At 70.6% G+C, this 25,399-nt stretch carries 18 protein-coding genes; 11 read left to right on the top strand and 7 right to left on the bottom strand.

Annotation, left to right across the window (positions count from 1 at the left end; genetic code table 11):
- The first annotated feature begins 132 nt into the window (after positions 1–132).
- Positions 133–744, top strand: coding sequence for a GtrA family protein (locus J2W14_RS04740; protein ID WP_307459089.1), 612 nt, complete (start codon positions 133–135; stop codon positions 742–744).
- A 42-nt stretch (positions 745–786) separates the two neighbouring features.
- On the opposite strand, the gene J2W14_RS04735 is transcribed toward J2W14_RS04740, so the two are convergent.
- The gene (locus J2W14_RS04735) at positions 787–1,491 is read right to left on the bottom strand and encodes a TIGR03089 family protein (protein ID WP_307459086.1); all 705 of its coding nucleotides are present in this window, start codon (positions 1,489–1,491) and stop codon (positions 787–789) included.
- Positions 1,492–1,841: 350 nt separating this feature from the next.
- On the opposite strand from J2W14_RS04735, the gene J2W14_RS04730 reads away from it, so the two are divergent.
- From J2W14_RS04730 to J2W14_RS04720, 3 genes are read left to right on the top strand one after another with little or no spacing between them, the layout of a single operon-like run.
- Complete coding sequence (locus J2W14_RS04730) at positions 1,842–2,384, top strand: WhiB family transcriptional regulator (RefSeq protein ID WP_307459083.1); 543 nt, start codon at positions 1,842–1,844, stop codon at positions 2,382–2,384.
- A gap of 29 nt (positions 2,385–2,413) precedes the next feature.
- Entirely contained in the window at positions 2,414–5,749 is a 3,336-nt protein-coding gene (locus tag J2W14_RS04725; RefSeq protein WP_307459080.1) for a glycosyltransferase, read from the top strand.
- Positions 5,742–7,415, top strand: coding sequence for a DUF5719 family protein (locus J2W14_RS04720; protein WP_307459078.1), 1,674 nt, complete (start codon positions 5,742–5,744; stop codon positions 7,413–7,415). Before J2W14_RS04725 ends, J2W14_RS04720 begins: the two co-directional genes overlap by 8 nt.
- Positions 7,416–7,504: 89 nt before the next feature.
- On the opposite strand, the gene J2W14_RS04715 is transcribed toward J2W14_RS04720, so the two are convergent.
- Positions 7,505–8,041, bottom strand: a complete 537-nt coding sequence (locus J2W14_RS04715) for a metallopeptidase family protein (RefSeq protein WP_307459075.1) — start codon at positions 8,039–8,041, stop codon at positions 7,505–7,507.
- 106 nt (positions 8,042–8,147) lie between these two features.
- Between J2W14_RS04715 and J2W14_RS04710 the strand changes: the two genes are divergently transcribed.
- The 5 genes from J2W14_RS04710 (at position 8,148) to J2W14_RS04690 (ending at position 13,474) form a co-directional block, all read left to right on the top strand.
- On the top strand, positions 8,148–8,537 hold the full coding sequence (locus J2W14_RS04710; RefSeq protein ID WP_307459072.1) for a DUF3499 domain-containing protein: 390 nt from the start codon (positions 8,148–8,150) through the stop codon (positions 8,535–8,537).
- Positions 8,538–8,619: 82 nt separating this feature from the next.
- Complete coding sequence (locus J2W14_RS04705) at positions 8,620–8,889, top strand: Trm112 family protein (protein ID WP_307459069.1); 270 nt, start codon at positions 8,620–8,622, stop codon at positions 8,887–8,889.
- 124 nt (positions 8,890–9,013) lie between these two features.
- Positions 9,014–10,501, top strand: a complete 1,488-nt coding sequence (ahcY, locus tag J2W14_RS04700; protein ID WP_307459066.1) for an adenosylhomocysteinase — start codon at positions 9,014–9,016, stop codon at positions 10,499–10,501.
- A 214-nt stretch (positions 10,502–10,715) separates the two neighbouring features.
- Positions 10,716–11,978, top strand: coding sequence for a L,D-transpeptidase (locus tag J2W14_RS04695; RefSeq protein ID WP_307459063.1), 1,263 nt, complete (start codon positions 10,716–10,718; stop codon positions 11,976–11,978).
- A 164-nt stretch (positions 11,979–12,142) separates the two neighbouring features.
- A complete protein-coding gene (locus J2W14_RS04690; protein WP_370871190.1) occupies positions 12,143–13,474 on the top strand; it encodes a TIGR01906 family membrane protein in 1,332 nt (443 codons plus the stop codon).
- Positions 13,475–13,560: 86 nt separating this feature from the next.
- Here the strand turns inward: J2W14_RS04690 and J2W14_RS04685 are convergent, their stop codons facing one another.
- Together J2W14_RS04685 and J2W14_RS04680 are read right to left on the bottom strand one after the other, a co-directional pair.
- On the bottom strand, positions 13,561–15,390 hold the full coding sequence (locus tag J2W14_RS04685; protein ID WP_307459061.1) for an AMP-dependent synthetase/ligase: 1,830 nt from the start codon (positions 15,388–15,390) through the stop codon (positions 13,561–13,563).
- Positions 15,391–15,448: 58 nt separating this feature from the next.
- The gene (locus J2W14_RS04680; protein WP_307459059.1) at positions 15,449–17,161 is read right to left on the bottom strand and encodes a dolichyl-phosphate-mannose--protein mannosyltransferase; all 1,713 of its coding nucleotides are present in this window, start codon (positions 17,159–17,161) and stop codon (positions 15,449–15,451) included.
- 260 nt (positions 17,162–17,421) lie between these two features.
- Here J2W14_RS04680 and rsmI point away from each other — a divergent pair, with 260 nt between their 5' ends.
- Entirely contained in the window at positions 17,422–18,270 is an 849-nt protein-coding gene (gene rsmI / locus J2W14_RS04675) for a 16S rRNA (cytidine(1402)-2'-O)-methyltransferase (protein WP_307459409.1), read from the top strand.
- A 193-nt stretch (positions 18,271–18,463) separates the two neighbouring features.
- A complete protein-coding gene (locus tag J2W14_RS04670; protein WP_307459056.1) occupies positions 18,464–19,963 on the top strand; it encodes an NAD-dependent succinate-semialdehyde dehydrogenase in 1,500 nt (499 codons plus the stop codon).
- 29 nt (positions 19,964–19,992) lie between these two features.
- On the opposite strand, the gene J2W14_RS04665 is transcribed toward J2W14_RS04670, so the two are convergent.
- The 3 genes from J2W14_RS04665 to J2W14_RS04655 are packed head-to-tail and all read right to left on the bottom strand — an operon-like array spanning position 19,993 to position 25,200.
- A complete protein-coding gene (locus J2W14_RS04665; RefSeq protein ID WP_307459054.1) occupies positions 19,993–22,599 on the bottom strand; it encodes a transglutaminase TgpA family protein in 2,607 nt (868 codons plus the stop codon).
- Entirely contained in the window at positions 22,596–24,086 is a 1,491-nt protein-coding gene (locus tag J2W14_RS04660; protein WP_307459052.1) for a DUF58 domain-containing protein, read from the bottom strand. The genes J2W14_RS04665 and J2W14_RS04660 overlap by 4 nt, the downstream gene beginning before the upstream one ends.
- A gap of 13 nt (positions 24,087–24,099) precedes the next feature.
- Positions 24,100–25,200, bottom strand: coding sequence for an AAA family ATPase (locus J2W14_RS04655; protein WP_307459049.1), 1,101 nt, complete (start codon positions 25,198–25,200; stop codon positions 24,100–24,102).
- Between the last annotated feature and the right edge of the window lie 199 nt (positions 25,201–25,399).

The raw sequence follows: 25,399 nt of genomic DNA, 5'->3' as shown, positions 1-25,399 counted from the left end.
CCGGCGTCGGGCCGGCTGCCGGGCGCCGCCGTTGCCGCCGGCAGACCGGCCGCCGGGGCGAGCGCGGGGTAATCGGCGCTAAAATGGGCCCTTGGCCCAATGGCCGACAGTTCAAGAAGGCCACGGAGGGTCATGATTACTACACTCAGCGAGCGCTTGCGCGGGCTCGCCTCGCTCTTCTGGCGCGAAGTGGCCAAATTCGGTGCGGTGGGCGGAGTCGCGTTCATCATTGACAACGGACTCACGTACTACCTGATGCACGGTCCGATGACCGACAGCGAGGCCAAGGCCCGCTTTGTCGGCGCCAGCATCGCAACGATCTTCTCCTGGATTGCCAACCGGTTCTGGACCTTCCGCCACCGCCGCCAGGACAACGTGCTCCGCGAGTTCGGGATGTTCATCTTGATCAATGGCATCGGCATCGGCATCTCCACCGGGTTCACTGCCCTCGCCAAGTACGCCTTCGGGGTCACGGACAAGAACATGCTCTTCGCCGCCGGGATCGTTGGCATCCTGGTCGCCACGGTGGTGCGCTTCTTTGCCTACCGCTTCCTGGTCTTCAACAAGGAACTCGACGAAGAGCCGGAGTTCTCGCACGACCACGAAATCATCGAGCGGCACCCGCACCCGCACCCCAGCGCCGCCGTCGAGAACGTCCCCGCCGTCAGGGACCCGGCCGTCAGGGACCCCGCCGTCAGGGCGCGCGCCGTCCAGGACCCGGAGCGGCCGGGGCCGCCGGCCTAGGCGGAGCCGGCAGGTTCCCCGCCCGACACGGCGGGACCCGGCTCAGCTGCCGTTGATGCGCTCGTCTGCGAGCAGCTTCTCCGTTACCGTGACGTCGGGGTGCACCAGCACCACCGACCCGTCGCTCTTCCAAGCGCCCAGGCACTGGGCCAGGGCAGGCTCCAGGCCGTCCCCGGCGGTCACCAGCAGCCGGACGCCCTCGTCGTGCGCGGCCGCGAAGCCGCCCAGCAGATCACCGTGGGTGTGTTCCGCCCCCGCGGCGGCCGCGACTGCCCGCCGCGACGGTTCCGGATCCACGTGCGGCATAAAGACGTCCCCGTGGGAGCGCACCTCGGCGGCGTAGTCCACGACGCCGGTGGGCAGCTCGCCCGGCCACCGCATCGCCAGCGCCGGGAGCGCCACTGCCATGACGGCGTCGAATGCCCCCTGCGCAGCCCCGGGTCCCGGATCGCCGGTGGCCAGCAGTTCGGCCTCGGCATCGTCGAACACAACCTCCATGCCAAGCTGCCAGGCGGCCAGGGCGAGGATCACGGATTTCCAGTGGGCCGGCAGGTCCAGCCGCAACCGCGTCCCGGGTTCGGCGTCGAGCTCGTCCTGCAGGAGGTTGCTGGTCTTCGCCACCCAGTTGTCCAGCACCCGTCCGGAGAGCTCGACCCGCTCGGATTCGGGCCCGTACCAGGTGAGCCGGGGGGAGGTGGATTGGCCGGAACGCAGGGCTGTCATCAGGTCGATTGCCGGGATAGTCATGGTTTCATCTTGCCACGGCAGCTGCGGGTGTGATCTCCGTCATAAGCGCGCCGGTGCCCGTTGGCCGGCGTCCGGTGCCGCGCCGGGAAGTTCCCCGGAAATTCAGGAAAAATTTCTCCGAAGTGCTCAGCACCCTGATTATTCCGCGCATTCTCCGGGGTGTGGCGTAAAAATCCCGGGCGTGGCGTGCCCCCGCTTTGAGCCTCGGGTTGATTATTATCTCCGCCGTGGCTTGACGGAAGATACTTACACACGTGTAATTAGGTATCGAAGGTCGATGTGCGGAAACCGGAACTCAACCGAGTGTCACCGGGTCAGGCAACGGCCGCAAAATCAGAGAGGAAACGCCAATGGGGCTAGCAGAGCGTATCCATGAAGAGGCCGTCGTTGCTGGGCAGGCCACGGCCAAATACCGTTCACGCGGAGTGCCGAGCGACTGGTACGTCGATCCGGCAGATCCGGACGCGGCAGACCGCTTCAACGAGCACACCAACGATAAGCTGCAGGACCAGGCGACCGCCTTCCTCGCGGCGCACGACGAACTTCTGTCCGGTCCGGACCAGGACAACGATCTTCACGATCCGCCGATGGAGCTCCAGACCCTCCACGCGGGCACCACCACGCAGCCGGTATGGATCGGGCTGCCTTCTCAGCAGGACTTCGACGATGAAGGCGAGCTGGGCTGGCAGACGGACGCGCTCTGCGCACAGACCGACCCGGAGGCATTCTTCCCAGAGAAGGGTGGCTCAACCCGCGACGCCAAGAAGGTCTGCGGGGCGTGCAACGTCCGCTCGCAGTGCCTGGAATACGCCCTGTCCAACGATGAGCGTTTCGGCATCTGGGGCGGCCTCTCCGAGCGCGAGCGGCGCCGGCTTAGGAAGCGAGCGATCTAATTCTTCAAGAAGTACGAGTCACCGCCGTCGTGGTTTCCCACGACGGCGGTGACTTTCTCCCCAGGACCCTCGCGGCGCTGGCGGCTCAGAGCCGGCCCGCGGACACCTGCATCGGGGTTGATACCGGTTCCCGCGACCATTCGGCGGCCCTCCTCGAGGAGGCGTTCGGCGCCGCCAACGTCACCGTCTTCGAGCAGGCCCGCAGCGGCATGGGCGCAGCGGTGCAGGCAGGGCTAAGCGCCCTCGCCGCCCGGCCCGGCGCCGGGAGTGCCGGCCGCCCCGCGGCCGAGTGGATCTGGCTGCTGCACGACGACGCAGCCCCTGCGCCCGAGGCCCTCGCCGAACTCCTCCGTGCCGTCGAACGCGCGCCCTCGGTCACGGTGGCGGGCTGCAAGCAGCTGGACTGGCACTCCGAACGCCGGCTGATCGACGTCGGACTCTCCACCAGCCGCTGGGCCGAGCGGCTGACCCTCATCGAAGCCGACGAGCTGGACCAGGGACAATACGACGCACGCAGCGACACCTTCGCGGTCAACTCCGCCGGTATGCTGGTCCGCCGCGACGTCTGGGAGGACCTGAACGGCTTCGACCCGGCACTGCCGGGCAGCGGCGACGACGTCGACTTCTGCTGGCGCAACCGGCTGGCCGGACACCGTGTGGTGGTGGTCCCCAGCGCAAGGATGTTCCACGTCTCGCACCGCCCGCACGCCCTGGGCAACGCGGCAGCGGCCCGCAAGGCCCAGGTGCATTTGCGGCTCAAGCACGCCCCCGCCTGGAAAGTGCCGCTGCACGCGGCCGGCGCCCTGCTGGGCAGCATCTTCAAGCTGGTCCTGAGCATCGCGGTCAAAGATCCGGGACACGGTTTCTCGCAGCTCCTGGCCACCTTCGGCGCACTTTCACGCCCCGCGGCCGTGGCCCGGGGCCGGCGCAACGCCGCCCGGACACGCCGCATCCGGCGTTCCGTCATCAAGGGGCTGCAGACCCCGCGGCGTGAAGTCTGGGCACACCGCCGTTCGCTCATGGAAGCCCTCGGGGCGGACGACTCCGGGGACAACCCCGGCGGCAACGACCCCCTGGCCGAACAGCCCACCGGCGACTCCGCGGACGACTTCGCCGCCCTGACCACCTCCGAGCGGGGCTGGGTGGGCAACGGCGCGCTGCTCGCCCTCCTGCTCACCACCGCGGCCTCCCTCATCGGCCTGCTGAGCCTGTTCCGGGCCGAAGCCGTCGCCGGCGGCGCGAGCATACCGCTCCCGCTGCGGCTGGGCGAGACCTGGGACCACGCCTCCGGCTGGTGGATCACCCTCGGGGCGGGACTACCCGGGCACGGCGACCCCTTCGGCTACGTGCTGTGGGCCCTGGGCGCGCTCGGCGGCGGCAACGCCAACACCGCACTCGCCGGGCTGCTCATCCTGGCCATGCCGCTCTCCGCCCTCGGTGCCTGGTTCGCCGCCGGCGCACTGACGCAGCGCCGCCGGCTCCGGCTGGCCGCCGCCCTCCTCTGGGCCGCAGCGCCGGCCCTACAGGTGGCGCTCAACCAAGGCCGCGCCGGCGCCCTCGTCGCCCACGTCATGATGCCGCTGCTGGTGCTGGCCCTGCTGCGGGCCACCGGCACCGCCGCGGGACGCGGCCGCTACGCCGTGCCGGCGCCCGGGGAGCGGCTTTTCACCGAGGCGCCACCGGTGAAACCCGGCATCAACGGCACCCCCTCCTGGACCGCCGCCGCCGCGGCCGGACTGGCCCTGGCCGTCGTGACCGCGGCCGCCCCCTCACTGCTGCTGCCCGGCGTCGTGCTCGTGGCCCTGTGCGGCACGCTCCTGGGCCGTCGCGGCCGCACCGTATGGTGGGCGCTGCTGCCCACCCTGGCGTTGTTCGTGCCGTTCCTGGCCTCCACAATTGACCGGCCCCGCGCCCTGCTCGCGGACCCCGGCCTGCCGCTGGGCTTTGACGCGGCACCGCTGTGGCAGCAGGCACTGGGCCAGCCGCTGCGCTTCGCCTCCGACGGCGGCCTCACCGGCCTTCCGGTGTTCGGCGCGGACTCCGCCGTACCGTGGGCGCTCCTGCTCGCCCTGCTGATCGGACTGCCCGTCCTGCTCCTGGCCGTGGCTGCCCTGTTCCTGCCGGGCCGGCCGCCGCGGACTGCCCGCGCCCTCTGGACCGCGGCACTGCTGCTGCTGGCCGGCGGCTGGCTCAGCAGCCAGGTCGCCACCGGAGTCAGCGCCGACGTCCTGGTCACTCCCTTTACCGGACCGGCCGTGTCGGCCGCGGCCTTTGCCCTCCTGGGGGCGTCCCTGATCGGCGCGACCGGCCTGCTGGACTCCGCCGACCGGGCCGCCGCCGCAACCACGGGCCGCAAGATCCTGACCCGCGGCGCCGCGGTCACCGCCATGATCCTGCTGCTGGCCGGCCCGGTGGCCGGCCTGACGGTGTGGGCCGCACAAAACGTCCTGCCGCCGGCCACGCCGGCTGCCGGAGCGGCCGGCACCGGTTCCCTGGGCGTCACGAGACTGGTGCAGCCGGCCGAGCCCAGGACCCTCCCCGCCACGGCCATCGACCGCGGCGAAGGACCCGAACAGTCCCGCACCCTCATCATCTCCACCGGGGAAAACGGAACGTTCGACGCCGCGCTCATGCGCGGCGCCGGCACCACCCTCGGCTCGCTGTCCACGATTGCCGCCGCCCGCCCGATCATGGGGGAGCCCGGCCAGGAGACCGTCCGTGACGACGACGCCGTCGTCGCTTCGCTGCGCAACGTCGTGGCCACCGTCGTGGCCGGCCAGGGCGTCGATCCCCGCGCCGAGCTGGAGCAGCTCGGCGTCGGCTTCGTGGTCCTGCGGGCCGCCGATACCGCGGCGCAATTGACTGCCAGCCGGATGGACGCCGTCCCCGGCCTCGTCGCCGTCGGCAAGACCGACGTCGGCTGGCTCTGGCGGATCAGCCCCCTGAACCAGCCCGTCATCGCGGCCGCCGACATCGCCCACCGCGTGCGGATCGTCGACGGCGCGGGCGCCACCGTCGGGCTGGTCCCGTCCCGGACGGTGTCCGCCGACGCCGCGGTGCCGGACGGGCCGGAAGGACGGCTCGTCGTGCTGGCCGAACGCGCCGATCCGGGCTGGAGCGCCTGGCTCGACGGCCGCCGCCTGACCGCCACCACCTCCGGGTGGGCGCAGGCCTTCACCCTGCCCGCCGAGGGCGGGCAATTCAGTCTCCGCTACGAAGCACCCTGGGCCATCTGGGCCGGCGCTGCCCAGGCCGTCATCATTGGCCTGACCGTCCTGCTGGCCATCCCCATGCCTGCCCGCCGGCCGAACACCGGCCTCTCCAGGGACGAAGGCTCCCTGCGTAAGGAACATCAACATGCCTAGGGACGACATCCCCGACATCCCCGACAAACCCGACACCGCCGACACCGGGCACGACGCTACGGAGCCCACGGCTCCCGCGGCGCGTCCGCGCACCCGCCGGCTGGGCGGCGTCCTCGCCGCCGTCGTCCTCGTCGCTGCCGGCGGCGGACTCGTTTCCGCCACGGCGCTCACGCCGCAGGGTCCCGGCAGCAGCCGGCCCGTCGCTGCACCGCTGGCGGCGGTCCCCGCCGGCAGCAGTGTGGGCGTCTGCCCCGGACCGGCCCGGCTCCTGGAAGGTGCCACCGTGGGAATCGATCCGCAGTTCAGCCCGGAGTCCGCCACCGCCCGGAGCAACGTCAACGCCGTGGTGCTGGGCTCCGGTTCCGGAGTCCTGCCCGGAAGCAGGCTCGCCTCGCTGACCGGAAGCACCCTGGTGGAACTGGCCAAGGCCGCACCGGTGTCCGAAGGTCCGGCCGCGACCCGGCCCGCGGCCGCCGCACCGCTGGCCGGCGTCGTGGCCCAGCAGGGCGTCGACGACGTGACGGTCCTGAGCGCCGACGCCCAGGCCGACCGCCAGCCCTCCGCGGGGGCAGCCATGCGCTACACCGCGGAGGACGGCGACCTCCGCGGTTCGGCGGCCGCCGCCTGCCAGCAACCCGGCAACGACCTCTGGCTGGTCGGGGCCAATACCGCGCTCGGCCGGACCGCCGTGCTGAAGCTCAGCAACGCCTCCGGCAGCCCCGCCACGGTCAGCCTCGAACTCTTCGGCGCCGAGGGCCTGATCCAGGCCCCGGGAAGCCGGGGACTCCTCGTCGCGCCGGGCACCACCCGCTCCGTGATCCTGGCCGGGCTCGCCCCGGGGCAGGAGAGGCTCAGCGTCCGGGTGCGCAGCGCCGGCGGGCCGGTGGCCGCGCACATCCAGCAAAGCGTGCTGCGGGGACTGACGCCCGGCGGCGTCGAGTTCATCGCACCGGCCGCAGCGCCGGCCCTCCGCCAGGTCATCACCGGTGTCGACATCCAGGATCCCGCCGGTCTGGCGGGCCTCACCGCCCGGCCCGGCTTCGCGGATGCAGGACCGGCCCTGCAGCTGACGGTGCCGGGTTCCGCCGACGCCGTCATCGCGATCAAGGTCTTCGGACGGGACGGCCAGAAGGCGCTGCCCGGCGGCGGAGTGGTCACGGCGAAAGCCGGATCCGTCACCGAGGTCCCCCTCGCCGGGGTGCCGGCCGGGCCCTACACGGTCTCCGTCAGCTCGGACGTTTCCTTCACCGCGGCGGCGCGCGCCACCAGGGGACTGACGGCCGAGGATGCCTCCGACTTCGCGTGGTCACCGGCCTCGGCGAGGCTGGGAAGCCAACACGTTGTCCCGGTCCCGGGCCCAGGAGAGCGGTTCCTGATTTTCGGCGCCCCCGAAGGCCGGGCCACCATTTCCTATACCCCGGTCACGGCGGACGGCAAGGTCCACGCGGCCGCGGCCGCGGACATCGCCGGCGGCACCACCGCGTCCATCAAGGTCCCGGCCGACGTCGCGGGCTCGCAGCTCGTGGGCTACCTCGTGTCCGCCGCGGGGGATCCCGCCTACGGCGCGGTCCTGCTGCAACAGGACGGCAGGCAGGACATCTCAACGATGGCCGTTGCCCCCGGGGCAGCGGGCCAGGAGCAGGTCCCGGTCACGCTCGGCTACTGACCGTTCCGGTGGGGGAGCAGCCCGGGGTCGCCGCGGCGCGGTCCGCAGGCTGTGGGCCTGCCCACGGTCAGGGTTTCGTCGGACCGGGCCTAGTAGCGGCGGCGGTAGACCGGATCGAGGGACTCGGGCGGCACCCCCAGCATCTCGGCGGTGTACTCCACCACCACGTCATGGACCAGGTCCTGCAGTTCCTCGCGGCTGCCGCAGGCCTGCTCGACGACCCGGCGGTACAGGGTGATCACCGGCCCCTCCTCCGCCGTGGCGGGGGAGTAGGAGCCCATCGGGGCGACAGCGCGGTCCGCCACGAGCTGTTCGAGCCCCGGCGGAATCTCGTCGACGGCGAACCGGACCCCGTCCAGCGGCTTGCCCCAGATGTCGTGGAGCCGCTCAGCCGAGTCCAGGACAAAGTCGTCGAAACGGTCCGAGCGGGTGCGGTAACCGGGCAGCGTGGGCAGCATCAGCTCGCCGCGGAGTCCGCGGCCGTGCCGGTTCCTGCGCCGCTGGCGGAAGCCCCTCGGCGCCGTGGCCCGGCCGGAACCGCCCGCGGCGGAGGCGGCGTCGTGACGTCCGGCGTCGGTTTCAGCCAAGCGGACCGTAAAACCCGGATCTTGGTGCGATGACTGCATATCTCGACTCTAAACCCGGCGGATGGTTTACGCGATACGGGCAGTCCGACCCGCCGTCAGCGTGCCGCCCGGCGTCCGGCGGCCCGGGGGAGTAGTCTGTGATGTCGTGGGTGCTATTCGTCTTTGTTCAAGGTCAGCCTGCCGCAACTCAGCGGTGGCCACTTTGACGTACGTCTATGCCGACTCCACCGCCGTTCTGGGGCCGCTGGCAACCTACGCCGAGCCGCACTGCTACGACTTGTGTGAACAGCACGCCGGGTCCCTGACCGTCCCGCGCGGCTGGGAGGTGCTGCGGCTGGCCATGCCGGCTACCCCCGCAGGTCCCGGCCCCGATGACCTCCTCGCCCTGGCCAACGCCGTCCGGGAGGCGGCCTCACGGCCCGCCGCGCCTGAATCCGGCCAGGGCCAGCGCAGCGTCCACCCCGCCCTCGAAGCCCCGGCCGCAACCGAGGGCGCCCGCCGGGGGCATCTGCGCGTCCTGCGCGAACCTTCGTAAGCTGCAACTGGCGGTAGGCTGGGAACTGCAAAATCCGTAAGCCACCGGCGCCTGCTGCGGCGTCCACCAGGGAGCGTTCACCATGCCGAAGATCAGTCCCGAACTCTTATCTGTCCTCAGATGCCCCGTGACCGGGTCCCCGTTGGTGCAGGACGGCGAGGAACTCGTCACCACGGCGGCCGGCCCCGCCGGGGTGAAACTGCGCTACGCAATCGAGGACGGCATCCCCTTGCTGCTTCCGCCGGAACTGCTCCCCGCCGCCGCAGCGGCCCCCGCCTCCCAGCACGACGCCGGCCAGCCCGGCCAGCCCGAGTCAGGACAGCCCGACGCGTCCCGGCACACCGCCGGCTAGGCAGCCGGTCCCATCGCTGCGCCGTTCGGCTCCGAAGTACTCTCAAGCCACTGATCAGCCCCTCTACGTTCGTCACAGGCAGCCAGGTCAAGGACCTGCCCGCCGGCCACAGCAAAGGATTCATATGACTCTCGATTACAAGATTGCGGACATCTCCCTGGCCGAAGCAGGCCGGCACCAGATCCGCCTCGCCGAGCATGAAATGCCCGGCCTGATGTCCCTGCGCGAGGAGTTTGGCGCCAGCCAGCCGCTCAAGGGTGCCCGGATCGCCGGGTCCCTGCACATGACGGTGCAGACCGCCGTGCTGATCGAGACGCTGACCGCACTTGGCGCCGAAGTCCGCTGGGCCTCCTGCAACATCTTCTCCACCCAGGACGAAGCCGCCGCCGCCGTGGTGGTCGGCAGCGGAACGGTCGACAACCCCCAGGGCGTCCCGGTGTTCGCCTGGAAGGGCGAGACGCTGGAGGAATACTGGTGGACCGCGGAGCAGATCCTGACATGGCCCGGGGCGGACAGCAACCCGGACCTCGGCCCGAACATGATCCTCGACGACGGCGGCGACGCCACCATGCTGGTCCACAAGGGCGTCGACTTCGAGGCCCTCGGTGCTGTCCCGGCCACCGCCGACGACGAATCCGAGGAAGGACGGGTCTTCCTTGACGTGCTGCGCGCGTCGCTGCAGGCGGACCCGCAGAAGTGGACCCGGATCGGCTCCCGCCTGCTGGGCGTCACCGAGGAAACCACCACCGGCGTGCACCGCCTCTACCAGCTCGCGGAGCAGGGCAAGCTGCTGTTCCCGGCCATCAACGTCAACGACTCCGTGACCAAGAGCAAGTTCGACAACAAGTACGGCATCCGCCACTCCCTGCCGGACGGCATCAACCGCGCCACCGACGTCCTGATGGGCGGCAAGGTCGCCGTCGTCTGCGGTTACGGCGACGTCGGCAAGGGCGCAGCGGAGGCCTTCCGCGGGCAGGGCTCACGCGTTATCGTCACTGAGATCGATCCCATCTGCGCCCTCCAGGCCGCCATGGACGGCTACCAGGTCGCGAAGCTGGAATCCGTCCTCAGCGAGGGCCACATCTTCATCACCACGACCGGCAACAAGGACGTCATCATGGCCGAGCACATGGCCGGGATGCGTGACAAGGCGATCGTGGGCAACATCGGCCACTTCGACAACGAGATCGACATGGCCGGGCTGGCACGGATTCCCGGCATCACGAAGGTCGAAATCAAGCCCCAGGTGCACGAGTGGGTCTTCGCGGAAGATCCCGCCACGGGAGAGGGCAGCCGCTCCATCATCGTGCTGTCCGAGGGCCGCCTGCTGAACCTCGGCAACGCCACCGGCCACCCGTCCTTCGTGATGAGCAACTCCTTCGCCAACCAGACGATCGCGCAGATCGAGCTCTTCACCAAGCGTGACCAGCCGGAAGGGGAGCGGGAGTATGACAAGCAGGTCTACGTGCTGCCGAAGATCCTGGACGAGAAGGTTGCCCGTCTGCACCTTGACGCCCTCGGCGTCGAACTGACCGAGCTGTCGAAGGAGCAGGCCGAGTACCTGGACCTGGAGGTATCGGGACCGTACAAGCCGGACCACTACCGCTACTAGGAACCGCCGGGGCGGCGGCCCAGGCCGCCCGAAGTTCCCGCCGTTCCCGCAGCGCAGGGGCCCCGGACCAGGTGTCCGGGGCCCCGTTTGTGACCTGATCGTGGCGCTCCCGTGGCCGGCGCGGCGGGCCGCTTCGCTTATGCTGGCATAAGGAGATCGTGCGCCCGGAGGTGGGCTCGAAGGCAAACGCAGTGGGGGAACACAGGAAGTGGCCATGACTGAAGAGAGCGGGCGTCGACGCCGGCAGCCGGGACGCCGTCCCCGCAACACCGGGAAAATGCTGGCCGTCCTCGCCATCTGCGCAGCCGTCGGGGCGGGCGGCATAGGCGTCGCCACGTCACCGGGCTGGGCCCATGCCGACATGCCCTCCGAGGCCTCGGCGCCGATGCGGAACGTATCCGGCCTCGCCGCCCCCGTCGTGAAGCTCGTTGAGCTCGGAGTGAACCCGACCGACGGCGCCAAGGGCGTCAACCCCGCCGCCGCCCCCTCAGTCAAGGCAGTCAACGGCGTCGTGAAGGACGTCGTGCTGGTCCCGGCCGCCGGCGGCGACCCCGTGCCCGGCACCACCAGCCCGGACGGCTCCACCTGGACCGCCGCGGATCCGCTGGAATTCGACACGAAGTACAAGTACGGCTTCACCATCGTCGACCAGGCCGGACGTGAGACAAAGAAGGCCCAGACCTTCGCCACCGTGGCCACAGCCAACGAGGCGGACGCCGCCGTCTATCCGGTCAACGGCACCACGGTCGGGGCCGGACAGCCCATCGAAATCGTCTTCAGCGAGCCCGTCCTGAACAAGGAGGCCATGGAGAAGGCCGTCACCGTCACGGCGTCCTCCGGCCAGGCCGTGGCGTGGCGCTGGTATTCGGACCGCCGGGTCCGGATCCGCCCCGAAGCGTTCTGGGCCTCCAACAGCGAGATCACCGTTGACCTGAAACTCTTCGGCGTCGACTTCGGCAACAAGATGATCGGCAATTCCGACACCAAGGTCTCCTTCAAGGTCGGACCGCAGCGCCTGGCCGTCGTTGATGACAACACCAAGACCATGAACGTCTACTTCGACGGCCAACTCGTCAAGACCGCTCCGGTCACGCTGGGCGACGCTGACTGGCTCTCCCCAACCGGCTACGCCGTCATCATGGAGCAGGAACGCCACTCCGACTTCAACGCCGGCAGCATCGGGCTCAAGCCCGGCGACAAGGGCTACTACCCGCCCCTGACCGTGGAGTACGCCAACCGTCTGACCAGCTCCGGCGTGTACGTGCACCAGGCCCTCGAATCGGCATGGCGTGCGGTGGGCAGGTCCAACGTCTCGCACGGCTGCGTCGGGCTGCTCCCGGCGGACGCGGCCTGGTTCTTCAACAACATGAAGACCGGCGACGTCGTCCAGACCCTCAACACCGGGGCCCCCGCCGTGGAACCCCTCGAAGGTTTCGGCGACTGGAACATCCCCTGGGCGCAGTACGCCAAGCGCTGACCGCAACCGGTGGCCGGCGGCACCGAAGACTGCCGTCCTGAATCCCCGTCCCTGCGGGGTGGCATCTCGCCCACGCCGAGGCTCTGGCGGTAGGCTCGGAGGCAGATATGTAGCGTTGCCGGGCCCCGGCCGGCGGCGCGGACACCTACGGAAGCGAAGCTGCAGTGACTGACTCAAGTCCCACCCCTCCGAACCGGCAGGATCCGCAGCTGGATCCTGCCGGTGACGCTGACGAGCCCGCATTCGACTGGATGAAGCCGAAGTCCGCCGAGCGGCGGTCCGCTGCCTCCGGCAGCACAGCGTCCGGCAATCAAGGCCTGGGCAGCACAACCGCACCGGCATCCGGCAGCACCCCCGAGCCCCTGTCGCGCGCCGACCGGAAGGCGGCCGAAGCCGCCGTCGAACCGGCGCCCGCGGACAACGGCACCCACTTTACCGAGCCGCTTCCCACCGCCGCCCTGCAGGTCCGGCCCCCGGAGGAGGAAGTGCAGCGCCGCTACGCAGAACGTGAACACGCCCTCAACGCCAAACCGGTGGCCCCGCGCGTGATGCAGGTCCTGCTCGCCGTGTGCTTCCCGGTGATCCTGCTGGTGCTGGCCGTCCGGGCCGTCGCCAGCCCGCTGTTCCTCTGGGTGGAGTACAACCGTCCCGGCTTCCCGGGCGACGGCTACGGGTTCAGCACCGACGACCGCATGACCTACGGCTCCTACGCTGTGGACTACCTCAGCAACTGGGCGGGACCGCGGTACCTGGGCGAACTGGTCCACCGCAGCGGCGACCGGCTGTTCGAGGACGGCGAGGTCAGCCATATGGCCGACGTCAAGCTCGTTATCCTGTCCGCCTTTGGCGCCGGAGTCCTGCTCATCCTGCTGAGCCTGATCGCCGTGATCTACCTGCGGCGCCGCAGCCCCGGGGGAGTGCGGCGGGGCCTGTTCGCCGGGTCGATTATCACCCTCGTTATCATCATCAGCCTCGGGGTGCTGGCGGTGCTGGGCTGGGAGCAGTTCTTTGCCCAGTTCCACAGCGTCTTCTTCGCGAGCGGCACCTGGACCTTCTCCCTGCAGGACACCCTGATCCGGCTCTTCCCGGCCCAGTTCTGGGTCGACGGCGGGATTGTGATCGCCGGCCTGGTGCTGCTCGCCTCGCTCGTCACGCTGATCCTCACCTGGCCGACGCGCAAGCGCCGCGGACTGCCGAAGCGCGGCGCAGCGGTCCGGGACACGGCCGGGGACACGGCCGCCGAAACTGACCCCGCCGAAGCCGACGCCAGCCGGGCTGCTTCCACCGAAGCTGTTTTCACCGAAGCTGCCTCTGACGAGACTGGCCCCACTGAGGATGCCCCCGCGAAGCGGTCGCTGTTCCGTCGGGGCAGGTCCGGCAAAGCCGGCGAGGCCACGGCCGCGACTGCCGCAGCGGATCCAGCCGCCGGACGCTCCGGCACCGGGGATACCGGGACAAACGACACCCCCGCGCGGGGACACTCCAGCGCCGTCTAAGGTCGCTGAACCCTACGACAGACACGCAGAAGCGGCCGGCACCACGGTGCCGGCCGCTTCTGCGTGTCTTCTTTGAAGTGGCGGCGTCAGCCGTAGATCCGGTTGATCTGCGCCTCGAAGTCACGCACGACGGCGGCACGCTTGAGCTTGAGCGACGGCGTCAGGTGCCCGGATTCCACCGTGAAGTCGGCGTCCAGCACCACGAAGCTGCGGATGGACTCGGCCTTGGACACGAGGGCGTTTGCTTCGTCCACCGCGCGCTGCAGGGCTATGCGGACCTGGTCGTTACCGCGGGCCTCGGCCGGGCTCATGGCGGGAACCTTGTGGACGGCGCACCAGTTTTCCAGGCCCTCCGGGTCCAGGCTGATCAGGGCTGACACGAACGGCTTGCCGTCCCCGACCACCACGGCCTGCAGGACCAGTTCGTGTTCGCGGATCTTCTCCTCCAGCGGTCCGGGGGCGACGTTCTTCCCGCCGGCGGTCACCAGCAGGTCCTTCTTCCGGCCGGTGATCGTCAGGAAGCCCTCCGCGTCGAGGGACCCGAGGTCGCCGGTGCGGAAGAACCCGTCCACGAACGCCTCCGCGTTGGCCGCCGCGTTGTTGTGGTACCCCTTGAAGACGCCAATGCCCTTGACCAGGACCTCGCCGTCCTCGGCGACGCGGATGGTGGTGCCGGGCACCGGGATGCCGACCGTCCCCACCCTGGTCCGCGTCGGAGTGTTGGCCGTGCACGGGGCCGTGGTTTCGGTGAGGCCGTAGCCTTCGAGGACGGGGATGCCCGCGCCGCGGAAAAAGTGCGCATCGTGGGAGCTCAGCGGGCTGGCCCCCGAGACTGTGTAGCCCAGCTGGCCGCCGAAGGCCTGCCTCAGTTTGGGGTACAGCACCCGGTCGAAAAGGGCGTGCTTGGCGCGGGTGACCCATCCGGGGCCGGGACCGGCGCCCCGGGCTGCTGCGTCGAGGGCCCTGGAGTAGTCGATGGCGACGGTGGCGGCCGACTCGAACAGACGTTCTTTCCCGGCGAGGGCAGCCTTGTGGGCGGCGCCGGCGTAGACCTTCTCGAAGATCCGGGGCACCACCAGCAGGAAGGTGGGTTTGAAGCTGGCCAGGTCCTCCAGCAGCTCCTTGGCGCTGGCGGTGTGGCCCACTGTGGTTCCGGCGCTGAGGCAGATCACCTGGACGGCACGGGCGAGGACGTGGGCCAGCGGGAGGAACATCAGCGTCCGGGTCCGGGGCTGCCGGAGGATCTCAGGCAGGAACAGCACGATGTTCCGGGCGACCAGGGCGAAGTTCCCGTGCGTGATTTCGCAGCCCTTGGGCCGGCCGGTGGTGCCGGAGGTGTAGACGAGGGAGGCAACGTCCGCGAGCCCGGCCGTGGACCGGTGCCGTTCCAGTTCGGCGTCGCCGACCCCGGTGCCCGCCGCGGCCAGGCTGGCGAGGTTGGGGGCGGCGCCGTCGTAGTCCATCCGCACCACCGGGAGCACGGTGCCGCCGAGCAGGCCGGAGCTGTCCAGGACCTGGCGGACCAGCCCCGCCTTGGCCTCGTCCTCCGCGAAGATGCGCCGGGCCCCGGAGTCATGCAGGATCCATTCAATCTGGCTGGCGGAGGACGTCTCATAGACGGGCACGGGGACGCCGCCGGCGAACCAGATGGCAAAGTCCACGACGGTCCACTCGTAGCGGGTGCCGGACATAACCGCGACGGTTTCCCCGGGTGTGATGCCGCCGGCGATCAGGCCCTTGGCCAGCGCCCGGACCTGGTCCAGGAACTGCTGGGCGGAGACGTCGGCCCAGCCGGCCGGTCCTTTGCGGGAGTACAGCGCATGCACGGGATCCTTGGCGTGCTGCTCCAGCAGAAGGTCCGTCACGTTGCTGCCCGGATCGAGCTCGACGAGCAGTCCGGTGCTTGCTTCTCTCACAGCCGTTTCTCCGTTCCGGGTCCGCCTGGTGCCGGTGGACGTCCCCTGCAATCCTGCCCTAGATCCAGGACGGCATCCACATCCGGAACCGCCAATCCTGGTAGGTGATGGTCTCGGCGGTCCAGACCGGATAGAAGAAAGCCGAGACGACGACGGCGGTGACCACAAAGAGCGTCACGAGGTAGAGCCCGGAGCGCCGCCGCCATGGCGGATCCGTGCGCTGGCCGAGGACGAGGCCCAGGCAGTACACGAGGGCCAGCACCAGGAAGGGTTCGAACGAGACCGCGTAGAAGAAGAACATGGTGCGTTCCGGGTACAGGAACCAGGGGAGGTACCCGGCCGCCACGGCTGCGAGGATGGCCCCGGCACGCCAGTCGCGCCGCCCGGCCCACCAGAAAAGCAGCACGCCCAGGCACACGGCGGCGCCCCACCAGATCAGCGGATTGCCCACGGAGAGGATCGCCGTGGTGCAGCCGGCGGTGTCGCACCCCGGGCTGCCCTGCTTGGGGGACTCGTAGAAGAAGGACGTGGGCCGGCCGAGCACCAGCCAGCTCCAGGCGCTGGCCTCGTACGGGTGCTCCGCGCTCAGCCCCTGGTGGAACTTGTAGGCCTCCAGATGGTAGTGCGCCAGGGACCGGACGGCGTCCGGCAGCCAGCCCCACTCCGCCGAGGGGACCGTCCCTGCCCAGTTCCGGAAGTACGCGTCCGTGGACCGGAACCAGCCGGTCCAGGAGGCGGCGTAGACGAGGGCGGCCACCGGGACGATGCTGAGGAACGCGGGAATCCCGTCCTTGAGGATCCCGCCGCTGATCCAGCCGTGGATTCCGGCGATCCGGCGCGCGCTCAGGTCCCAGAAGACCGTCAGCAGCCCGAAGCAGGCCAGGAAGAACAGGGCGGACCACTTTGTGCCGACCGCCAGTCCCAGGCACACCCCGGCCGCGAGACGCCACCAGCGGATTCCCAGCCAGGGCCCGGACGCCAGCTGGAGCAGGCTGGGACGCCCGTCCGGGGAGGCGGCGGCCTGCCGGCCGAGCCGCCGGGCGAGCCGGCGGCGGCCGTCGTCGCGGTCCATCAGCAGCGCCCCGAATGCGGCGAGGATCCAGAACATCAGGAAGATATCCAGCAGGGAGGTCCGGGACATCACCAGATGGTGTCCGTCCACCGCCAGGAGCACACCGGCCACGGCCCCGAGGGTCAGTGAACGGAAGAGTTTCTGGGCTATGAGGGCCAGCAGGAAAATGGACAGCGTGCCGGTCAGGGCCGCCCCGAACCGCCAGCCGAAGGCATTGTCCGGGCCGAAGAGCCACATCCCGCCGGCAATCATCCACTTCCCGACCGGCGGGTGGACGACGTACTCGGGGCTGTCCAGCAGCACCCCGGGGTTGCCCGCGATGAACGCGTCATTGGCTTTGTCCGGCCACGCCCGTTCGTAGCCGCTGACCAGGAAGGAATAGCCGTCCTTGACGTAGTAGGTCTCGTCAAAGACCAGGGTCCGGGGCGTATCCAGCCGGACGAAGCGCAGGACGCCGCCCAGGGCCGCGGTGATGGTCGGAATAAGCCAGAACCACAGCCGGAGCGAGGGCGGGTAGTCCCGCCAGCTCCGGATGCTGCCGATGAGGCGGTCCGTGAGGGCGTCAGGGGTGAACGCCTCCGCCGGGCGGCTGACCCACCGGTGCCCCTCCAGGTTGCGTCCGCGGCGGGGGACTGGGGGCGCCGATCCGGTGGAACCGGCTTCGGCGGGCCGCGTGGGGGTCTGCGTCACGATGCCCATGCTACCTTTTGCGGCTGTGGTCCCCGGCTTTGCACGCCGGGCCCGTCCCCGGAGGGTCCGGCCAGGGTCCGGCCAGGTCCCGGCAGGGCCCGGCCCGGTCCGTCGGTCCGCGCACCCAGCAGTAGGCTGGTCATGTGGACCCTAAACTCAGTACCTCCCCGAATCTTCCCGGCGACGAGACGGGCCTGGGGGACGGCCCCGAGGATGACGCCCGTCCCGGACCCGGCGCTTCCCCCGGCACGCAGCCGGAGACGGAACCGGTGCCCCAAAGCGGCGGTCCCGGCCGGATCGTGCTGGCGGCAACCCCGATCGGCAACGCCGGAGACGCCACCTACCGGCTCGTCGAACTGCTGACGACGGCGGACATCGTCGCCGCCGAGGACACCCGGCGGCTGCACCGGCTGGTCCAGAACCTGGGCATCACGGTCGCCGGCCGGATCATCAGCTACCACGAGCACAATGAGGCCGCCAAGACCGGCGAACTCCTGGACCAGGTCCGGTCCGGGAAGACCCTCGTGATGGTGACCGACGCTGGCATGCCGTCCGTCTCGGACCCCGGCTTCCGCCTGGTCGAAGGGGCCGTCGCCGCCGGACTGACCGTCACCGCCGCCCCCGGACCGTCCGCGGTGCTGACCGCACTCGCGCTCTCCGGCCTGCCCACCGACCGTTTCTGCTTCGAGGGGTTCCTGCCCCGCAAGGCCGGGGAACGCGCCTCCCGCCTCGCGGACCTCGACGCCGAGCGGCGCACCATGATCTTCTTCGAGGCCCCCCACCGGCTGGAACCGATGCTCCGCGCGCTGCGTGAGCGGTTCGGCGCGGACCGCAGCGCCGCCGTCTGCCGGGAATTGACGAAGACGTATGAGGAAGTCATCCGGGGCACCCTGCGCGAACTGCTGGAGTGGGCCGAGACCAACGAGGTGCGCGGCGAGATCGCCGTCGTCGTGGGCGGCGCCCCGGAGCGGGCGCCCGGGACACCGGAGGACCACGTGGCCGCCGTCAACGCGCTCATTGCGCAGGGAATCCGGCTCAAGGAGGCCGTCGCGGCCGTGGCGGAGGATGCCAGGGTCAGCAAGCGGGAACTGTATTCCGCGGTGCTCGCGGCCCGTTAGGCCGGGCGGTCCCCGGGCCGGCCTGTCGCTGTGCAGGTGCACAGCGAACCCCGCTTGACGTAGTGCGGACATGCGTAGACAGTGCGGAGAGCGCGGCAGTACCGTGGCAGTAAATCCAGCGCGGGCCCAATGTCTGTGGAACCGCGCTGAACCCGATCCAATCCACCCCGAATCGCTGACGAGGGAGTCAACCGTGACTGTAACTGCCCAGCCCATTGTTACCGCGGAGCGCGAGAGCGCCCTGCTGGCCTCTGTACCCACCGGTCTGCTGATCGGTGGGCAGTGGCGCCCGGCCGCGTCCGGGAAGACCTTTGACGTGGAGGACCCCTCGACCGGCAAGGTCCTGCTGAGTATCGCCGACGCCGGGCCCGAGGACGGGGCGGCCGCGCTGGACGCGGCGGCTGCCGCGCAGGAGTCCTGGGCGAAGGTCCCGGCCCGTGAGCGCGGGGAGGTCCTGCGCCGGGCCTTCGAGCTGGTCACGGCCCGCGCGGAGGACTTCGCGCTGCTGATGACCCTGGAGATGGGCAAGCCGCTGGCCGAGGCCCGCGGTGAGGTCACCTACGGTGCGGAGTTCCTGCGCTGGTTCTCCGAGGAGGCCGTGCGGGCCTTCGGGCGCTACTCGGTCTCCCCGGACGGGAAGTCCCGGCTGCTGGTGACGAAGAAGCCGGTGGGCCCGTGCCTGCTGATCACGCCGTGGAACTTCCCGCTGGCCATGGCGACCCGCAAGGTCGCCCCCGCCGTCGCCGCGGGCTGCACCATGGTGCTGAAGTCCGCGAACCTGACGCCGCTGACCTCCCAGCTGTTCGCCGCCGTGATGATGGAGGCCGGGCTGCCGGCCGGGGTGCTGAACGTCATCCCGACCTCCACCGCCGGTGCCACGACGGGGCCGCTGATCAAGGACTCGAGGCTGCGCAAGCTTTCCTTCACCGGGTCTACCGAGGTCGGCCGCCGGCTGCTCTCGGACGCGTCCGAGAACGTGCTGCGGACCTCGATGGAGCTCGGCGGGAACGCCCCGTTTGTGGTCTTTGAGGACGCCGACGTGGACGCCGCCGTCGCCGGGGCGATGCTGGCGAAGCTGCGGAACATGGGCGAGGCCTGCACGGCGGCGAACCGGTTCATCGTGCACGAGTCCGTCGCGGACGAGTTCGCGGAGAAGTTCGCCGCGAAGATGAAGGACATGACCACGGCCCGCGGCACCGAGGCGGAGTCCAAGGTCGGGCCGCTGATCGATGCGAAGAGCCGGGACAAGGTCCATGAGCTGGTCTCCGATGCCGTGTCCGCCGGTGCGGTCGCGGTGATCGGCGGTTCCGCCGTCGAGGGCCCGGGCTACTTCTACCAGCCCACCATCCTCAAGGGCGTCACCGAGGGCACCCGGATCCTGTCCGAGGAAATCTTCGGGCCCGTCGCGCCGATCATCACCTTCGACACCGAGGACGAGGCCATCCGGCTGGCGAACAACACCGAGTACGGGCTGGTCGCCTATGTCTTCACCCGGGACCTGAACCGTGGCATCCGGATGGGCGAACGCCTGGAGACCGGCATGCTGGGCCTGAACGCCGGCGTGGTCTCCAACGCCGCGGCCCCCTTCGGTGGGGTCAAGCAGTCCGGCCTGGGCCGTGAAGGCGGCCTCGAAGGCATCGAGGAATACCTCTACACCCAGTACATCGGCATCGCCGACCCGTACGCCGGCTAGGACCACCCCCAGGCCGCGCCGGAGCCGACTCAGCTCCGGCGCAGCCGCCGCGCCCGGCGCACCCGCCGCAACGCCCCGCGGACCTCTGACCGGGCACCGGCGAGGCCGCGCCGGGTGCGCTGTGCTGTGCGGCGTGCGGCGCGGAACGGCACCGCGGCCGCCCGCCGCCAGACAGCCAGGATCGACGGCGGCAGCCACTCCGCGCGGAACCGCACGAGCGGCCCGGCATGGGCGCGCAGCGAACTGCGGACCGCCGCGATCAGGGGCCCGGCCGATGCTTCGGAGCTGCCGGCACCCGCGGCACTCCCGGCACTCCCGGCGGACGTGCCGGAGCCGGGCCGGGCGCCGGACGGGACGCCGTCGACCCCGGGCACGGACGGAGGCCGTCCGTACTGCCGGCGCTCGAAGTCCGCGGTCAGGGACCTGACGGCCCGGTGGCCGTCCGCGTCGAGCCCCTGCGGCTCCCCGAGGGCGCCCGCCTGGCGCAGCCGTTCGGAGAAGTGGCGCGGTGTCTCACTGGTCCGCGGCGCGACGCCGTAATCCGTGGCGAGGTCGCGCAGTTCCGCCCAGGCCTGCGGGGCTGCCGCGCTGCCGGCGCCGGAACCGCTCAGCCGGCGGCGGCGCAGCGCACCGCGGGCCAGGTGCGGTGACGCCAGCAGCAGCCCGAGGATCAGCACCGCGCCGGCACCGTACAGCACGGGCCGCAACACGCTGGCCCCAGCCGGCTCGGCGGCAGCGCCCGGGAGCGGCAGCGGCGCCACAGTGGGCGTCGGCGTGGGGACGGCGGCGTTGCTCGGAATGAGCCCGTCGTTGTTTTCATTAGTGCTGGCGCCGCTGGGAGCCTGGCCCTCGGTGGCGTAGGAGGGGACTACACCGCGGGAGGGGGTTGGCTCGAAGGGCACCCAGCCCAGGCCCTGGAAATACAGTTCCGGCCAGGCGTGGGCGTCACGGGCATCGACCTCAAATTCCGGCAGGGCGCCCTGGCCCCCGATCGAGACGGTCGCGCCGGTGGCCCGGCCCGGGGCGTAGCCGACGGCAATGCGGCTGGGGATTCCTTCCAGCCGCGCCATCACTGCCATGGCCGAGGCGAAATGGATGCAGTAGCCGCTCTTCTGGTTCAGGAAGTCGGCCAGGACGGACAGGCCGTTGCCGTCGTAGCCTCCCTGCACGGGGGACTGCAGTGAGTAGGTGAAGTCGACGGAGCGCAGGTACGCCTGGATGGCCATGGCCCGTGCGTAGGGGGTGGTGCTTCCTTCGGTCACGGTCTGGGCGGTGCTGCGCACGATCTCCGGGACGTTGTCCGGTGTCCGGATGAACTGGTCGGGGACATCCTGCACCGGCCCCGTGGCCTGGGCCAGCAGGTCCGGGGTGAGCTGGGGGGCGGCCGAGAGCACCACGTACTGCTGGTTGCGGGAATTGGCGTCGACTCCCTTGATGCTCAGCGTGGCAGGGTCCCAGCTCCAGCGGCCGGTGAGGCCGTTGACGGCCTCCGGTGCGTAGGGTGCCGGCAGGTAGGGGCTGGTGAACTGGCCGGTGTTGATTGCGGTGACCACACGGACTTCGGTGGCGGCGGACTCGAAGCCCGAATCCATCCTCCCGGTGCCCAGCCGGCGGGTGCTGTCGCGGTCATCCGGGGCCCAGTTGTCCCCGTTGAAACTGTCCACGGTGACGGAGCGCAGGTACGGGGTGCTGGCCGCGTTGGTGGCAAAGGTGATCCGGCCGTCACCGGTGGGGCTCCGCAGGCTGTTGCCGAGGCTGATCATCGGGTTGAGCCCCGAGGCCGGACCGAACGGATTCAGCCGCGAGCCCTGCGGGAACGTTCCCTGCTCGAAGCCCGGGACCACGAGTTGGAGCAGCAGGGTGACGGTCAGCGCCACGGCCCCGGTCAGGGCCCCGCGCCGGAACTGGCCCGGATTGCGTGCGGTGTCCGCCCCGGTCCGCGGGTCGGGCGCGAACCAGTGGCTGCAGCCGAGGATCAGGAGGTAGCCCGCGGTGGCCGCCGCGAAGCCCAGCACGCCGACGCTCTGCGGCTTGATCATGGCGGGGACGATGAGGATGGCGAGGATCCCGAGCCCGCTCGTCGCCGGCAGGGCCAGCGGATAGGCGAGGGCATCGACCAGGATCACCATCAGCCCCAGGGCGGCGCAGACCAGCAGCACGATGCCGGCGTTGGGGGCCACCGGGGCGCTTTCCGCGAGGACCGTCTCACTGGCCCGGCGCAGGTAACGGCCCAACTGCGTCATGGTGGCGCCGGAGGGAATGAAGCCCAGGATGCTGTTCGGGCGGAAAAAAGTGAACGTCAGGATCAGCGCGAGTGCTGCCAGCGCACCGGCCGTGACGAAGATGCTGTGCCACCGGAGCGCGCGAAGTCCTGCCATGGTGAAGGCCACGGTGAGGACCGTCGAGAGGACGGGGGAGTACCACGCCCATCCCCGCAGCACGCCGTTGAGGCTCAGGGCCGCACCGGCGACGGCGACTGCCACCGCGAGGGCCATCAGCCACGGCTGTGCGCCGGTCTTTGTCCGGGCCTTCGGCGTCCCCGGGGATTCCGGACCGCGGGGGCCCGGGCCGGAATCCCCGGCAGCGCCGGACCGTCCGGCGTGTGTGCCGGCGCTTCGCTGCGGTGCCAGTGTCATCGCCGGACCCCCGATCCGCGCCGCACATCGTCGGCCGCCGCCAGCGGCGCGGCCACGCCGTCGTCGAAGGCCGCCCACGCTGCGGGCAGCGGCGTCGACGGGGAGGCGGCGACGGCCCGCCAGCCGCCGAGCCGGAGGGCTGTGAGCACCTCATCGACGTCCCCGGTCCGCTCCGTGACCACCAGGGCAAACGCGTTTGCCGCAAACCCGGCGGCCGGGGACAGCGCCCGGGCCTCGGCCCGCGTGAGATTTCCCAGGATGGCCAGCACGGGGCCCCGCAACCGGTGGGCGGCCAGCTTGTCCATCAGCCGGTCGTCGAACGGCTGCGGGCCGGCCTCCGCGCCTGAGGGGTGCCGCCGGCCGGGTGTCCCGGCGGTGGCCGCCTCCCTGGTGTCCCTGCGGCTGTGGTGGTGCCCGGTGAGGTGGATCGCGGCCAGGCTCTCGGCGACGGACTGCAGCCCGGACGCCCCGATGTACTCGTCGGCCTCCGGCTCGGGGGCGGACTGCGAATGCCGGAACGCGGGCTCGCCGGCGGCGTCGAGGAAGCGCAGCGCGTAGTTGCGCTCGGCGAGGTGCGCACCGATTGACATCGCGGCCGTCACCGCCCATTCGAAGGTGTCGCTGGTCAGGAGTTCGTGGCCGTCCGCAACGGGGGCGCCGCGGTGGTCGGTTCCGGTGCCGAAGGGGCGGCGGGCGGGCGACGCCGAGCCGGCGGAAAAGGCGCCGCGGGTGAAGGCCGGGAGCCGCTGGTCCAGGATGATGGTCGCCTCCGGAGTGGTGACGGACTCCTCCTGGCGGACCATCAGTTCTCCGTGCCGTGCCGTCGCGGCCCAGTGCACGCGGCGCATCGGGTCACCGTGACGGTATTCCCGCGTCATGACGTCGTCGTCGCTGGGGTTGGCCCGGATGCGCGTGGCGGTGACGCCGTCGTGCCCCCTGGCGCCGGCCAGACCGGTGGCGGGAAGTTCGACGGCGGCGGGCGTCACGGTGAGGACGTCGCCGCCGTCGATGGCGTGGCGGTGCAGGGACAGCCCGAAGGGGTCGCTGAACTCGGCCGTGACCGGCCCGATCAGGAACTGGCCGCGTTTCCCGGAACGCAGATGGTATTCGTAGCGGCTGGTTCCGCCCACGGCCGAGCGCGACGGGAACCGGAAAACGGGGGATTCCCCGAACCGGGAGGGCAGACGCTCCTCCATCAGCGCGTGGCCAGAGCCGGTGCCGGTGCGGGCGACCGCCAGCCGGACCGTCGTCGTCGCCCCCGTTTCGACGCTGGCAGGGCTGAACTCCCGGTAGACGCTGAAGTTCGGCTTGAGCACACGGGTCCCGGCCAGCGAGAGCAGCGGCAGGACCAGCAGCAGCAGGGCCAACGACAGCAGGTCCCGGCGCCCCATCACCTGGGCTGCCAGCAGGAACGCCGCCCCCGAGGCCAGCAGGCCCCAGCCGCGGGTCGTGAAGATGTGCCTCGGGAACCGATCAGTCAGCGCCACGACCGGGCCACCCCTAGCGGCGATTCGGCAGCGCGGCAGCCGGGGCGGCCGCCAGGTCCGGGCTGACGGGGATCTTCGCCAGCACGGCACGGACCACACTCTGGGCGGTCTCGCCCGCGCTCGCGGCTTTGCGGTCCAGGATGATCCGGTGGGCCAGGACGGACTCGGCCACACTGACGACGTCGTCCGGCAGCACAAAGTCCCGGCCGTCCAGGGCCGCCGTGGCCTTGGCCGCGCGCAGCAGCTGGAGCATGGACCGGGGGCTCGCGCCGAGCCGGAGCATCCCGCTTTCCCGCGTGGCGCGGCCCAGCGACACGGTGTATTCCTTGATCGACTGGGAGACGTACACCTGCCGCACCGTGGCGATCATGGACGCGACCTCCCCGGCGGTGACGACGGGAGTGACCTTTGCCAGCGGGGACGTGGCCTGATGGGTTTCCAGCATTTCCATCTCGGCCTCCTTGTCCGGGTAGCCCATGGAGATCCGCGCCATAAAACGGTCCCGCTGCGCCTCCGGCAGGGGATAGGTCCCCTCCATTTCGATCGGGTTCTGCGTCGCCACCACCATAAACGGCTCGTCGAGCCGGTAGGACGTGCCGTCCACCGTGACCTGGTGCTCCTCCATGCATTCCAGCAGGGCCGACTGGGTCTTGGCCGACGCGCGGTTGATTTCGTCTCCGATCACGATGTTGGCGAACACCGCCCCGGGCCGGAACTCGAAGGACCTCGACGCCTGGTTGTAAATGGACACTCCGGTGACATCGGAGGGGAGCAAATCGGGCGTGAACTGAATGCGGCTCACCGAACAGTCGATGGTGCGGGCCAGGGTCTTCGCCAGCAGGGTCTTGCCGACCCCGGGGACGTCCTCGAGGAGCAGGTGGCCCTGGGCCAGGAGCACGGTCAGGGCCAGCTTGGCCGCCTCGGCTTTGCCGTCGATCACCGTGTTGATGGCGGTCAGGATCCGCTCGCTGGCGGACCGGAAGGCCTCTGCGTCCATGGCCGCGGGCGGCTGGGCCGGCCGGCGGGTCAGCGGGAGCCCGGCCACGGCGGAATCTTCCCTGCGGCCCTGCCCCTCGGGAAGGGCCTCGTCTAGGGAGATGCGGTGGTAGTCCATCGGTAGCCTTTCAGCCCTGGTGGTTGCCCGGGACGGTTCGGCAGGGAGCCTGCCGGGCCACTCGTCGGGTGTGTGCCTGTGTTCCTGACCGTTTATTCCTAGCCGTCTGTTGCTGGCCGTCTGTTTCTGGCCGTTGGTGATTTCCTTGTCCTAAAGCCAGTCTTTACAACAGAGTACTAACACAACTGCCGGGCCTGAC

Origin of the sequence: Pseudarthrobacter oxydans (assembly GCF_030812335.1) — a bacterium.
Taxonomy (GTDB): domain Bacteria; phylum Actinomycetota; class Actinomycetes; order Actinomycetales; family Micrococcaceae; genus Arthrobacter; species Arthrobacter oxydans_B.
Note: the sequence above shows the minus strand (reverse complement) of the source record. Positions and strands in the feature narration are given on the sequence as shown.